Source organism: Brucella thiophenivorans (assembly GCF_002252445.1).
GTDB classification, from domain to species: Bacteria; Pseudomonadota; Alphaproteobacteria; order Rhizobiales; family Rhizobiaceae; genus Brucella; species Brucella thiophenivorans.
Genome location: NZ_NNRJ01000008.1, coordinates 1 through 13,650, shown reverse-complemented (window position 1 = coordinate 13,650; position 13,650 = coordinate 1). Strand labels below are relative to the sequence as shown.

The following is a 13,650-nucleotide window of genomic DNA, read 5'->3' as shown; positions in this document are numbered from 1 at the left end:
TCCCCTTTTGATAGGGGCTTGCCACGGAATCAACTCTCTGATTCTTTATGGTTAACCGTACAGTGATTTGATTCGTCAGGGTTTTCCTGACTTGGGTGTCTGCTGCGTAGTGTAGCCGGGCTATCCTGATTCTATTTTTGATTCGAGCGCAGGGGATGCGCAGAGGGGATGACTAACGTGGCTGGACAGAAGGCTCAAAAGCACGTCGCCGTTTTGATGGGCGGTTTCTCTTCTGAGCGCCCGGTCAGTCTGTCGTCTGGTGCTGCCTGTGCTAAAGCTCTTGAGGAATGCGGTTATCGCGTTACCCGTGTCGATGTTGATCGCAATGTTGCAAGCGTTCTCGCGGAATTGAAGCCTGATGTAGCGTTTAACGCACTGCATGGTCCGTTTGGTGAAGATGGCACAATTCAGGGTATCCTTGAGTATCTCCAGATTCCTTACACGCATTCTGGTGTGCTGGCTTCGGCACTTGCTATGGACAAGGACCGCGCCAAGACTGTTGCGTCTGCTGCGGGTGTAGCAGTTGCTCCTTCGCGCCTCATGAACCGTTTTGATATTGGTTCAGAGCATCCGATGCAGCCGCCTTATGTCGTGAAGCCTGTTCGTGAAGGTTCGAGCTTCGGTGTGGTCATCGTCAAGGAAGATCAGACTCACGCGCCGCAGATCATCGGCTCGAGCGAGTGGAATTATGGTGCCGAAGTTCTGGTCGAAAAATACATCCATGGTCGTGAATTGACCTGTTCGGTGATGGGTGATCGCGCGATGGACGTCTGCGAGATCATCCCGGTGGGTCATCAGTTCTATGATTTTGATTCAAAATACGTGCCTGGCGCATCAACTCACGTATGTCCGGCAAAAATTTTACCAAATATTTACCAAAAAATACAAACAATGGCCCTTACGGCGCATCGGGCAATCGGGTGTCGGGGCGTAAGCAGATCAGACTTCCGTTTCGATGATCGTTTTTCTGAAGAAGGCGAAGTTATCTGGCTGGAAGTGAATACCCAGCCGGGCATGACTCCTACCTCGCTCGTACCTGACATCGCGAAGACGGCAGGTATCTCTTTTGGTGAATTGTTGAGTTGGATGGTGGAGGACGCGTCTTGTTTGCGTTAAACGGCAGATCACATGAATACAGGCGTTCGGGCGCGATGCGGGATGCATCGGGTGCAGCCTTTGTTCTGCCGCGCATCTTGCGCAAGCCTTTCCGCTTTGCTGTTCGTATGTTTCAGGGCAATATCAATGTTCCGCGTTATGCCGGTACGATTGGTATGCTTGGCTTTCTTGGTGCAACCGGCATTTACGGCATGGTGCTCGGCGGTCATTCCGAAAATATGGTCAAGGCGACTGCCTCGACATTTGGTTTTGCAATTGAGGACGTAAAGGTCGTTGGCAACAACGAAACGTCAGATATTGATATTCTTGGTCAGCTTGAGCTGGACGGTGAGACGTCACTCGTAGGCCTGAGTGCTGAAGGTGCGCGTCAGGCTATCGCCAAGTTGCCGTGGGTTGAAAGTGCTGAAGTGCGTAAGGTCTATCCGGGTACGCTTCTGGTTGCGCTTGAAGAGCGCAAAGCCTTTGCTGTTTGGCAAAATGGTCAGGAGCTTTCGCTGATTGATTCGGCAGGAGATACCATCGTTCCATTCCGTCCGGGTCGTTACAACGCTCTCCCGCTTGTTGTGGGTGAGGGTGCGGAAAAGCGGGTAAAAGGCTTTGTAGATGAAGTAGCGGCATATCCGGAGCTCGCTGGCAAGGTGCGCGCTTATATCCGCGTTGCCGACCGTCGCTGGGATATTCTTCTTGAAAATGGCGTTCGCATCATGCTGCCGGAAGATGAGCCGATGAAGGCTCTCGCTCAGGTCGAGCGTCTTGATCGCGAAAAGAACCTTCTGTCACGCGATATTTCAGGTGTCGATCTTCGTCTCAATGATCGCATTACGGTTCAACTGACGCCAAGTGGCATGGAGCAACGCCAGAAGTTTTTGGCGGAGCGTAAAAAAGAATTATCCCGCACGGGGAAGCGCGTATGAGTATGCTTGGCGGAAAAAGTTCACCACAGGGCGGAACTGCAGGGCGCAAAGTGCGCCTTCTCACGGTTCTGGATGTTGGCTCAAGCAAAGTTTCCTGCGTGATTGCGCGGCTGCGCCCGCATGAAAGCGGCGTATTGCTGCCGGGGCGCACGCATCGTATGGAAGTGCTCGGTATCGGCCACCAGCGCTCGCGCGGTGTGAAGTCTGGCGTTATTATTGACCTCGATGCCGCGGAACAGTCGATTCGTCTTGCAGTGGATGCAGCGGAGCGCATGGCGGGTCTGACCGTCGATAGCTTGATCGTTAATATTTCTGCCGGTCGCCTTAAGAGCGAAACCTTCACCGCAAGCGTCAATCTTGGCGGTCATGAAGTTGAGCAGACCGATATTCGCCGCGTGTTGTCTGCCGGTGCCAAGCAGGCTCTTGCCGCCGAACGTCACCTCGTGCATTCGCTGCCTGTCGGCTACACGCTTGATGGCGAACGCGGCATTCGCGATCCGCTTGGTATGCTCGGCGATAGCCTTGGCGTCGATATGCATGTGCTGACGGCTGACGCAGCCCCACTTCGCAATCTTGAGCTTTGCGTCAATCGTTGTCATCTTTCGGTCGAAGCAATTGTTGCGACACCTTATGCAAGCGGGCTTGCAGCTCTCGTTGGTGACGAAGCTGAAATGGGTGCTGCCTGCATCGATATGGGCGGCGGCACAACCACGATTTCCGTCTTCTCCGAAGGCAAGTTTATTCACGCTGATGCAGTTGCAATCGGCGGCAATCACGTCACGATGGACGTGGCACGCGGCTTCTCCACGCGTATGGAAGACGCCGAACGCCTCAAGGTCATGTATGGCTCGGCGCTGCCAAGCGCTGCCGATGACCGCGATCTCATCTCGGTTCCGCCAATTGGCGATGATGAGCGTGATGTACCCAATCAATATCCGCGTTCGGTTTTGACGCGGATCATCCGTGCACGTGTGGAAGAAACGCTGGAACTGGTTCGCGACAGGCTGAACCAGTCGGGCCTCGGGCATATTGTGGGCAAGCGCGTGGTTCTGACCGGTGGCGCGAGCCAGTTGCCGGGCATGCCAGAAGCTGCAAGGCGGATTCTTGCAAGAAATGTACGCATCGGGCGTCCGCTAGGAATAGCGGGATTGCCTGAAGCGGCCAAGGGTGCGGCTTTCTCCGCGACCGTCGGTCTTCTGATTTACCCACAGGTGGCAGGTATTGAAGAACGGTCTGTGAAAGCAGCTTCCTCCGGTCTTATGACCGGTACGGGGGGGCGAATTCAGCGTGTCGGCCGATGGCTGAGAGAGAGTTTTTGAGTAAACATTGAGTAGAGATTTGATTGCGTGATGTGGGCGTAACCATCAGCGTAATAACCAATTAGCACCGCGGCGGCGAAGCGGTGAGAGGCTTAAGAGGAACGAGAACCATGACCATTAATCTGCAAAAGCCGGACATCACCGAGCTGAAGCCTCGCATCACCGTATTTGGTGTGGGCGGCGGCGGCGGCAACGCGGTCAACAACATGATCAATGCCGGTTTGCGCGGTGTGGATTTTGTTGTGGCAAACACCGATGCGCAGGCTTTGACGATGTCGAAGTCGGAGCGCATGATCCAGCTTGGTGCTGCTGTCACCGAGGGTCTGGGCGCAGGTTCGCAGCCTGAAGTTGGCCGTGCGGCCGCTGAAGAGTGCATTGACGAAATCGTCGATCATCTCAATGGCACGCATATGTGCTTCGTCACTGCCGGCATGGGCGGCGGTACTGGTACGGGTGCTGCTCCTGTTGTGGCACGCGCTGCACGCGAACGCGGTATCCTCACCGTTGGCGTCGTTACCAAGCCGTTCCATTTCGAAGGTGCTCGCCGCATGAAGACGGCTGAGCTTGGCATCGAAGAACTGCAGAAGAATGTCGATACGCTTATCGTCATTCCAAACCAGAACCTCTTCCGCATCGCCAATGATAAGACAACCTTCGCTGATGCATTCGCAATGGCTGATCAGGTGCTCTATTCGGGCGTTGCCTGCATCACCGATCTGATGGTCAAGGAAGGCCTCATTAACCTCGACTTTGCTGACGTCCGTTCGGTTATGCGCGAAATGGGCAAGGCGATGATGGGCACGGGCGAAGCTTCGGGCGAAGGCCGTGCGATGGCTGCTGCTGAAGCTGCGATTGCCAACCCGCTGCTTGACGAGACCTCAATGCGCGGTGCGAAGGGTCTCCTGATCTCGATCACCGGTGGTCGTGACATGACCTTGTTTGAAGTGGACGAAGCTGCAACGCGTATCCGTGAAGAAGTTGATCCAGAAGCCAACATTATCCTCGGTGCTACCTTCGACGAAGGCCTCGAAGGTGTTATCCGTGTATCCGTTGTCGCGACCGGCATCGACAAGCAGATCGGAGACGCGGCCCCGGCGCCGCTGGAATTTCGTCAGCCAGTAAAGCCAGCCGCACAGGCTAAGCCTATGGCTCCGCACGGCATTTTGCGCCCTCCAGTTGTCGAACAGCCACGTCAGGCTGAACCAGCTCCACAGGTTGCTCAGTCGATTGAAAGTGAAATGCCTGCTGCAACAGTTGCTCCTGCTGCATCATCTGCACCAGACTTCCGTCCTCAGAGCCGCATTTTCCAAGCACCTGCTGCCGATAGCTTTGAACGCGCACCCGTTGCTCGCCCAGTCGCTCCTCAGCCGCAGATGATCAACAATCAGGCGACCGCACATGCTATGCAGCCGCAGGCTTACCAGCAGCCACAGCAGATGCATGCAGAACCCGCTCGTGAGCCACGTCCTGCACCACGTATGCCAGCCGTTTCTGATTTCCCGCCGGTAGCACAGGCTGAAATCAACGCACGCCGCGTTGCTCCTCAGCCACCAGTTCAGGAAGAACGCGGACCAATGGGCCTGCTTTCCCGCCTGACCCGTGGTCTGTCGCGCCGTGAAGAAGAGCAGCCAGCTGCTCGTCTGGAACCAGCACAGCAGCGTGAGCCAGCGATGCGACAGCCAGATCAGCGCCGTCCGCTTTCACAGGATAGCTCCATCTACGCACCGCGTCGTGGCCAGCTTGACGATCAGGGCCGTCCGCAGCCGCGTGCAGCTTCGGAAGAAGATCAGCTCGAAATCCCGGCCTTCCTGCGCCGTCAGTCGAACTAATCCTCTGATCCTACTTTGAAATCGAAAAAGCCGTGGGTTTATCCCCACGGCTTTTTTGCATTCTCCCACGTGGTTATATTTCGTAAGAAAGCGTGATTTTGTTTGGTCACCATGCATCACTATTTTCAGCGAGTTAGCAGGATAAGGTTCGCATAAAAGCGTGGACCGGTTTTTTTTGTTAATCGCTATTTTCGCCATTTATTTTCGATTATTGGAAATCGGATAAAAGCTGGTGAATTTGCTATGCGCGTTTTTGCAAACTGACTTATTGATATGGAATGGACCTGTTTTGAGCGCTTATCAGAAAACAATTGGTCGCGCGGTTACTCTGTCTGGCGTCGGTGTCCATGGCGGAGCCGCGGCGTCGGTGACGTTTCAACCGGCTGATACAGATGCGGGAATAATCTTCCAGCGCTCAGATCTTGGAATGGCTGCACGTGCTATGCGTGCTCACGTCTCCGAAATCGGCGCAACCGATCTTTGCACGGCACTCGGACCGCAGGAAGCGCGTATCAACACTGTTGAACATTTGATGGCAGCGATTGCGGCGCTTGGCTTGGATAATCTGATTGTAGAAGTCGATGGACCCGAAGTGCCAATTCTGGATGGAACGTCTGCACGTTTTATTGATGCTTTCGATGAAGCGGGAATCGTTGAGCAGGAAACAAAGCGTCGTTTTATTCGCATTCTAAAGACCGTACACTTAGAAGGGGGGGGCTCTTGGGGTGAGTTTCAGCCTTATTCCGGGACGCGCTTTGAAGTCGAGATTGATTTTGAATGCCCGCTGATTGGTCGACAGAAATTTGCTTCTGATATGTCAGAAGAAACTTTCCGCAAAGAACTATCAACCGCGCGCACCTTCGGCTTCATGAAAGATGTAGAGCGCTTATGGGCTGCAGGACTGGCGCTGGGGTCATCGCTTGATAACTCGCTTGTCATTGGTGACGACAATTCCGTTATCAATCCAGGTGGATTGCGCTTTCAGGACGAATTTGTGCGCCACAAGACACTGGATGCGGTTGGTGATTTGGCGCTTGCAGGTTTGCCTTTTATCGGTTGCTTCCGCTCCTATCGTGGTGGGCACCGGTTGAATGCTGAAACCGTGAAGGCCCTTCTGGCTGACAAATCGAATTATGATATTGTCGAAGCGAGCGGTGTGCGCCGCAATGCAGACAGCTCCGATTTTATTGCTGTTCGGCCAAATATTTCAGCGCCTTGGGCGCTTTAAGCCTTATAAGCCACGCTTGAGCATTTATGGCCATAATTGGGCCGTGTTCGCCGGGTCTTCTTCGCTTTGAGTCGGCATATGCGTTGCAAACTGGCAGCCAATCCTCCGCATTTGACGAGGACAAAGCCATTAGTTTTCACGGATATTGCTTTACGTGGTGATAAATCTTTGTTTAACGCATGTCTCTAACCCAAAACTGGTGCCCGCTTTTGGAAGACGTGCTCTAATGATACCAATTTCTGACGATTGATCAGCTAGATGATTGCCGATTTCGCCAGCATGTGGTTTATGAACTGCCAAAACAGCCTCGGCTATGTTTACCTAAGTGCTGACGCTGATGTATTGGAAAGAATGGAGAAAGCCGTGAACACATGTGTTTATGGAACTCCAGACAGAAAAGACGTTGCCAGATGGCCGGAGACCGCATGACGAGTTCGAATTTCCCGGTGAAGACGAAGACCGCGCTGATTGTTGGCGCCCTTGCCGTTTTTGTTCCGCTTGCGGGATGTGCCAGCAAAAATGACGATATTGATCTGACCAAGTACGTTGAGACGATTGATCCGGCGGACAAGACTTACAATGAAGGTCTTGCAAATCTTGATGCAGGTCGCCTCGGCGAAGCTGCCAAGAAGTTTGCTGCGGTTGATCGCCAGCATCCTTACACCGAATGGGCGCGTAAATCGCTCGTCATGGCTGCCTTCACAAATTACCGTCAGGGTAATTATGAAGAAGCTGTCAGCATGGCAAAACGTTACAATACACTTTATCCGACTTCGCCTGAATCGGCTTATGCTTATTACATTATCGGTCTGAGCTATTTCCGTCAGATTCCTGACGTAACCCGCGATCAGGCTGCAAGTCGTCGTGCGATTGCTGCGATGCAGGAAGTGGTTGATCGCTTCCCGAATTCTGAATACACCGACGATGCCAAGACAAAAATCCGCGTTGCTCGCGATCAGCTTGCGGGCAAGGAAATGCAGATTGGCCGCTATTATCTTGAGCGCAAGGAATATCTGGCCGCGATCAAGCGTTTCCGGGGTGTGGTGGAAGAATATTCCAACACCCGTCAGGTTGAAGAAGCACTGGCTCGCCTGGTCGAAGCCTATTATGCGCTGGGTCTGACATCAGAAGCGCAGATGGCAGCATCGGTGCTTGGAAAGAACTTCCCGGATAGCCGTTGGTATAAGGATAGCTACAAGCTCTTGCAGAGCGGTGGTCTTGAGCCGCGTGAAAATGGCGGTTCGTGGCTGGCCAAGGCTTCGGCAATGATCACGGGTGGCGGCGCTTAAGCCGATACCCGCATGCTGTCGCACCTGTCGATCCGCGATATTGTCCTGATTGAACGGCTCGACATCGAGTTCAGAACCGGCTTGTCCGTGCTTACGGGCGAGACCGGCGCTGGTAAATCCATCCTGCTTGATTCGTTGTCGCTGGCGCTTGGTGCGCGCGGCGACGCTTCTCTGGTTCGCCATGGCGCGGATCAGGGGCAGGTGACTGCGGTTTTCGATGTTCCGGGCGGACATCCTGCCCGCAAATTCCTAAGCGAAAACGGTTTTGACGATGACGGCGATGTCATCCTGCGCCGCCTTCAGATGGGCGACGGACGCACACGTGTTTTCATCAATGATCAGGCGGCAAGTGTTGCGCTGCTGCGCGAGCTGGGTAAGCGGCTTGTGGAAATCCACGGTCAGCATGATGACCGTGCGCTGATCGATACCAATCTTCATCGCACATTGCTGGATGCCTTTGGTGGTTTGGATGGTGAAGCTCAAACCGTTCGCGAGCGCTATAAAGCGTGGCGCGATGCCGAGAACGCCTTGTCCAAGCATCGCGCACGTGTTGAGCAGGCCGAGCGCGAAGGCGATTATCTGCGCTCATCGGTCGAAGAACTCACCACGCTCGATCCTCAGTCGGGCGAGGAGGAAGAACTCGCAGAACGTCGCGCGATCATGATGAAGTCGGAAAAGATTGCCGGTGACGTCAACGAAGCGGGCGAGCTTTTGTCGGGCAATGGATCGCCGGTGCCCACCCTTGCAAGTCTTGTGCGTCGTCTTGAGCGTAAAATTCCGGAAGCGCCGCATTTGCTGGAGCCAGTTTGCAAAGCAATCGACGAAGCATTGAATCACTTGGCGCTCGCGCAGGATGGTATCGACAATGCGATGCGCGAAATTGATTTTGATCCACGTGTTTTAGAACAGACCGAGGAGCGGCTGTTTGCTCTGCGGGCTGCTGCGCGTAAATATTCGGTTGCTGTTGAGGGCTTGCCCGCCTTGCGCGACAAGATGGATGCGGACCTTGCTGATCTTGATGCGGGTGCAGAAAAGCTCATCCAGTTGCAAGCACAGGCAACAGAAACACGCGCCTCTTATGATAAGGCTGCCAAGGTTCTGTCTGAACGCCGTACCGATACAGCTGAGCATCTCAAAGCCGCTGTCATGGCAGAGCTTCCGGCTTTGAAGCTGGAGCGCGCCGAATTCATTGTGGAAATGACCACGGATACCAATGCGCGTGCTGCTGAAGGCATTGATACGGTTGAATATTGGGTTCGCACCAATCCTGGCACCCGTGCTGGCCCGATGATGAAAGTTGCTTCGGGCGGTGAATTATCGCGTTTCCTACTGGCGCTCAAAGTTGCGCTTGCAGATCGCGGATCGGCTCCGACGCTTGTGTTCGATGAAATCGATACGGGCGTGGGTGGAGCGGTTGCTGATGCGATTGGACAGCGTTTGGCACGGTTGTCATCGCGTGTGCAGGTTCTTTCTGTGACCCATGCGCCGCAGGTGGCCGCGCGTGCATCCACGCATTTCCTGATTGCGAAATCCGCGACCAATGAAGATCGCATGTCCACGTCGATCCGTTCGATTGGTGTCGATGAGCGGCAGGAAGAAATCGCGCGTATGCTTGCAGGTGCCAGCATCACCGATGAAGCGCGCAAGGCGGCTGAGCGGTTGCTTGCCGAGAATAGTGCGCTGGCAATTTAAACTGTTGTCAGCAGTCTGTGCGCGATTTGCTGTTTTCGTAGGCGCGGCCTCATTTCTTGGTTATGTTGGGCAAAATTGAATCAGCAGGTTTTGCCACGCATATGTCCGATATTTCCGTTGAAAAACTGACCGACCTTGAAGCCGCTGTAGAACTGGAGCGGCTGGCGCGTGAAATTGCTCATCATGATGAGTTGTATCATGCCAATGACCGGCCGGAGATTTCGGATGCAGACTATGATGCGCTGAAGCGGCGTAATGATGCCATTGAAGAGCGGTTTCCGCATCTGGTGCGGGCTGACAGCCCATCCTTGCGGGTGGGTTCGGCACCTGTTTCCAAGTTTGCTCAAGTTATCCATGCGCGTCCGATGCTTTCGCTTGGCAACGCGTTTTCGGATGAAGACGTGCAGGATTTCGTCGGCAGCGTATATCGATTTCTCGGGCAACTCCCGGATAATTCCATTGCTTTCACCGCAGAGCCGAAGATCGACGGGCTTTCCATGTCGATCCGTTATGAAAATGGCGTGTTAGTGAGTGCAGCGACACGCGGAGACGGTACGACCGGCGAAAATGTAACCGCCAATATCCGAACCATCAGTGAGATTCCAAATAAGCTTCCAGCAGGTGTTCCAGCGGTCGTCGAAGTACGCGGCGAGGTCTATATGGCCAAGAGCGACTTCTTGGCGCTCAACGAGCAGATGGTGGCAGAAGGCAAGCAAACATATGTCAACCCGCGCAACACCGCAGCAGGCTCGCTGAGACAGCTTGATGCGAAAGTTACGGCCAGCCGCAAGCTCAGGTTCTTTGCCTATGCTTGGGGTGAGATGTCTGAAATGCCAGCCGACACACAGCATGGCATGGTCGAGGTGTTCCGCGAATGGGGCTTCCCGGTCAATCCGCTGACAAAGCGGTTGCAGAGCGCAGATGAGCTGATTGCGCATTATCGGGCGATTGGGCTTGAGCGCTCCAAGCTCGACTACGATATCGACGGCGTTGTCTATAAAGTGGATCGGCTGGATCTGCAAACACGGCTTGGATTCCGCTCGCGCAGCCCGCGCTGGGCTATCGCACACAAGTTCCCAGCAGAGCAGGCGACGACCATTCTGCGTGGTATCGATATTCAGGTTGGACGTACCGGCGCTCTGACGCCGGTGGCGCGGCTAGAGCCGATTACTGTGGGTGGTGTCGTTGTCACCAATGCGACGCTGCATAATGAAGATTATATCAAGGGCATCGGTCTTAGGGGTGAACGCATCCGCGCGGATGATAATGACATTCGTATCGGCGATACAGTGATCGTGCAGCGTGCTGGCGATGTTATTCCGCAGATCGTCGATGTTGTGCTGGAAAAGCGTCCCGCTGATGCTGTGCCGTTCAATTTTCCGCATGAATGTCCGGTTTGTGGCAGCCATGCCGTGCGCGAAGAAGGCGAGGCAGTCTATCGCTGCACCGGCGGTCTGACCTGTGCTGCACAGGCGGTTGAGCGGATTCGTCATTTCGTATCGCGCAACGCATTCTATATTGAGGGCTTAGGCGAAAAGCAGGTCGAGTTCTTCTTCCATGCCGAAGATGACAGCCTGAAAATCAAATCACCTGCAGATATTTTCACACTACAAAAACGACAGGAGGCTTCGCTCTTCAAAAAGCTCGAAAATATTGATGGCTTTGGCGCGACTTCCGTCAAAAAGCTCTATGACGCGATCAATGACCGGCGCCAGATTGCTTTGCATCGCTTCGTGTTTGGTCTCGGTATTCGTCATGTCGGTGAAGTGAATGCCAAGCGCTTTGCGAAAGCTTATCTGACCTATGAAAAGTTTGCTGAAGCGGCCACGACAGCTGTTCCGCCAAAAGAAGGCGACCGTAGCGACAAGGGCAACGAAGCCTGGCAGGATCTGATTGCGGTTGAAGGCATTGGCGCGATTGTTGCCGAAGCCGTCGTCGATTTTTATGCCGAGCCGCATAATCAGGAAGTGCTCAATGCGCTTCTTGCGGAAGTAAAACCGCTTGATGAAGTGGCACGCGTTGCAACCGGCTCTCCAGTTGAGGGTAAGACCGTTGTGTTTACCGGCAGCCTTGAGCGCATGTCGCGTGATGAAGCGAAAGCTATGGCCGAACGACATGGTGCCAAGACGGCGGGTTCTGTTTCTAAAAAGACTGATCTTGTTGTTGCAGGACCGGGGGCTGGATCAAAGCTTGCGAAGGCATCAGAGCTTGGCATCGAAGTGATTGACGAAGATGCTTGGCTGGCATTGGTTGGAGAAGGCTAATGGCCCCATTCAAAGGTTTTGGCGACAAGGCAATCCCCTTTCTCAAGGCGCTCGATTTTCATCAAAACCGCGAGTGGTTCGTTGAAAACAAAGACCTGTTTGAAGAGCATCTGAAAGAACCGCTTGGTGATCTGGTTGAAGAGCTGACGGCGCGCTTTGAAAAAGCCGGATTGCCTTTCAAAGGTGATCGCGTGAAGTCTCAGTTCCGTATCAAGCGGGACACGCGTTTCTCTCATGACAAGGCGCCCTATAATCGGCATTTGTCAGCGCTTCTGTCCAATTCCGGTGCGAAGTGGGACGAGAGCGGCTGTTTTTATGTTTGTATCGGTTTGCCGGGCATTCGCGATTGCTATGCTGGTGTGGCATGGTGGGGGCCGAAAAAAGAGCTGCTTCAGGCTATCCGTGAAGCAGTTGTCGAAAAGCCGGACGAATATCGTGCGGTTTTGGCTAAGCTCAAGAAAAGCGGTTTGCAGATTAGCGACAACGAGCGTTTAAAGCGCACGCCGCGCGGCTTTGAAACCGTTACCGATGTTGATCTTCTTGAGGGCATTCGCAACCGACATTTCGCTGTTCGGATGGAAATTGACCCGGATAGCATCACGCGGCCTGATCTTGCTGACCGGCTTATCAAGTTTTCTGAACAGTCACGACCGATGATTGACTGGATCAAGAAGATTGAGGGCGCGGTTCCGCAAGCATCAGAATAATTTATTTCAGCATCACTGGTTTTTATCAGTGGTGCTGAAATGCTGCGCGTACATTCTAATAGTATGATTTTTATCGAAAATTGATTTCAACTTGGCCGAAAATTCTCTAAGCACTCCGTGAGTGAGGAGTGATATTCGTGGATCAGGGTTTTCGACCAGCACTGGCGTCAGCAGGGAGCGACTTCTGGGGCGGCGTCAAACGTGGCTTGCCCATCGTTGCAGCTGGCGCGCCGTTCGGTTTGTTGTTTGGTGCGGTAGCAATCGATAACGGTTTTACCATCGCTGAAGCCATCTTCATGAGCGGAATTATCTATGCCGGTGCAAGCCAGATGGTCGGGCTTGATCTATTTGGCCAGAACATTGCGCCATGGATGATCGTGCTGTCGATTTTCGCGGTCAATTTCCGGCATGTGCTTTATTCGGCGACGGTCGGCCGGCGCATTCGCCATTTTACCTTCATGCAAAAGGCGCTCGCCTTCTTTCTGCTTGTCGATCCGCAATATGCCGAGGTCGAAATCCGCAGTGAAGCAGGCAAGAAAATCAGCTTCGCCTGGTATATGGGGCTGGGATTGACTATCTATATTTGCTGGTTGCTAGAAACGCTCGTTGGTGCGCTGTTCGGCAATTTGATTACCGATCCTTATGCGCTGGGTATCGATTTCTTGCTGCCAATCTATTTTCTCGGCATGGTGATGAGCTTTCGTCATAGGCAGCATTGGTGGCCTGTGGTGGTCGTGAGTGCGATTTGTGCGGTTGTGGCCTATAAATTTGTAGGCTCCCCGTGGCATGTAACGCTGGGCGCTGCTGGTGGTGTTATTCTTGCTGCAATTCTCGCAAAACCGCAGGCAAGGGAGGTATAGACCATGTCCACGACAATCTGGATCATTCTTGCAGGTGGGATCTTTACCTATATCACCCGATTTGGTGGACACCTGATCTTATCGCGATTTGATCGTGTGCATTATCGCGTCGAAGCAGCACTCAATGCCGTTCCTGCCGCTGTTCTGACTGCGATTGTGGCAGCACCCGCATCTGATCACGGCTGGCGAGAGCTGCTTGTACTCGTCTTTTGTGTGCTGCTTTCGCTGCGCGTCAGCATGATGACGATGTTTTTTGCAGGCGCAGTGCTGTTGATCGCACTACGCTATTTTTTCCCGGCTTAGGATGTTTGATCCCAGGTTTTGATGGTGCAATACTTTCTCAGACTTGGAGGGATGCATTATGGGACAAGTTCTACACGGCAGCGCCACGACGATTGAGGCAATCCGTCGAGCAATACAAAATAGTAAAGA

11 protein-coding genes are annotated in these 13,650 nt (G+C 53.6%); all 11 read left to right on the top strand.

The window, feature by feature from the left end:
* The first annotated feature begins 168 nt into the window (after positions 1-168).
* On the top strand, positions 169-1,116 hold the full coding sequence (locus CEV31_RS01470; protein WP_094505136.1) for a D-alanine--D-alanine ligase: 948 nt from the start codon (positions 169-171) through the stop codon (positions 1,114-1,116).
* Positions 1,104-2,030, top strand: a complete 927-nt coding sequence (locus CEV31_RS01465) for a cell division protein FtsQ/DivIB (RefSeq protein ID WP_094505135.1) — start codon at positions 1,104-1,106, stop codon at positions 2,028-2,030. The genes CEV31_RS01470 and CEV31_RS01465 overlap by 13 nt, the downstream gene beginning before the upstream one ends.
* Entirely contained in the window at positions 2,027-3,349 is a 1,323-nt protein-coding gene (ftsA, locus tag CEV31_RS01460) for a cell division protein FtsA (RefSeq protein ID WP_094505134.1), read from the top strand. Before CEV31_RS01465 ends, ftsA begins: the two co-directional genes overlap by 4 nt.
* A 110-nt stretch (positions 3,350-3,459) precedes the next feature.
* Positions 3,460-5,178 carry a cell division protein FtsZ gene (ftsZ, locus tag CEV31_RS01455; protein ID WP_094505133.1) on the top strand — a complete coding sequence of 573 codons (1,719 nt, stop codon included), beginning with the start codon at positions 3,460-3,462 and terminating at the stop codon, positions 5,176-5,178.
* Positions 5,179-5,467: 289 nt separating this feature from the next.
* Positions 5,468-6,406 carry a UDP-3-O-acyl-N-acetylglucosamine deacetylase gene (lpxC, locus tag CEV31_RS01450; protein WP_094505161.1) on the top strand — a complete coding sequence of 313 codons (939 nt, stop codon included), beginning with the start codon at positions 5,468-5,470 and terminating at the stop codon, positions 6,404-6,406.
* Between the two features lie 425 nt (positions 6,407-6,831).
* Positions 6,832-7,695 (top strand): outer membrane protein assembly factor BamD, encoded by an 864-nt coding sequence (locus CEV31_RS01445; RefSeq protein ID WP_094505160.1) that lies wholly within the window; start codon positions 6,832-6,834, stop codon positions 7,693-7,695.
* Between the two features lie 12 nt (positions 7,696-7,707).
* Entirely contained in the window at positions 7,708-9,387 is a 1,680-nt protein-coding gene (gene recN / locus CEV31_RS01440) for a DNA repair protein RecN (protein ID WP_094505132.1), read from the top strand.
* Positions 9,388-9,488: 101 nt separating this feature from the next.
* Positions 9,489-11,651, top strand: coding sequence for an NAD-dependent DNA ligase LigA (gene ligA, locus CEV31_RS01435; protein WP_094505159.1), 2,163 nt, complete (start codon positions 9,489-9,491; stop codon positions 11,649-11,651).
* Positions 11,651-12,358: a DUF2461 domain-containing protein gene (locus CEV31_RS01430; RefSeq protein WP_094505131.1), complete on the top strand. Its 708-nt coding sequence runs from the start codon at positions 11,651-11,653 to the stop codon at positions 12,356-12,358. The genes ligA and CEV31_RS01430 overlap by 1 nt, the downstream gene beginning before the upstream one ends.
* 137 nt (positions 12,359-12,495) lie before the next feature.
* Complete coding sequence (locus CEV31_RS01425; protein ID WP_094505130.1) at positions 12,496-13,218, top strand: AzlC family ABC transporter permease; 723 nt, start codon at positions 12,496-12,498, stop codon at positions 13,216-13,218.
* A gap of 3 nt (positions 13,219-13,221) precedes the next feature.
* Positions 13,222-13,521 (top strand): AzlD family protein, encoded by a 300-nt coding sequence (locus CEV31_RS01420; RefSeq protein ID WP_094505129.1) that lies wholly within the window; start codon positions 13,222-13,224, stop codon positions 13,519-13,521.
* The last annotated feature ends 129 nt before the right edge of the window (positions 13,522-13,650 follow it).

Excerpts from the sequence above, each read along its gene's own strand:
- recN (WP_094505132.1), top strand. The coding sequence starts at position 7,708 with ATGCTGTCGCACCTGTCGATCCGCGATATTGTCCTGATTGAACGGCTC.
- CEV31_RS01420 (WP_094505129.1), top strand. The coding sequence starts at position 13,222 with ATGTCCACGACAATCTGGATCATTCTTGCAGGTGGGATCTTTACCTAT.
- ftsZ (WP_094505133.1), top strand. The coding sequence starts at position 3,460 with ATGACCATTAATCTGCAAAAGCCGGACATCACCGAGCTGAAGCCTCGC.
- CEV31_RS01470 (WP_094505136.1), top strand. The coding sequence starts at position 169 with ATGACTAACGTGGCTGGACAGAAGGCTCAAAAGCACGTCGCCGTTTTG.
- ftsA (WP_094505134.1), top strand. The coding sequence starts at position 2,027 with ATGAGTATGCTTGGCGGAAAAAGTTCACCACAGGGCGGAACTGCAGGG.
- ligA (WP_094505159.1), top strand. The coding sequence starts at position 9,489 with ATGTCCGATATTTCCGTTGAAAAACTGACCGACCTTGAAGCCGCTGTA.
- CEV31_RS01445 (WP_094505160.1), top strand. The coding sequence starts at position 6,832 with ATGACGAGTTCGAATTTCCCGGTGAAGACGAAGACCGCGCTGATTGTT.
- CEV31_RS01430 (WP_094505131.1), top strand. The coding sequence starts at position 11,651 with ATGGCCCCATTCAAAGGTTTTGGCGACAAGGCAATCCCCTTTCTCAAG.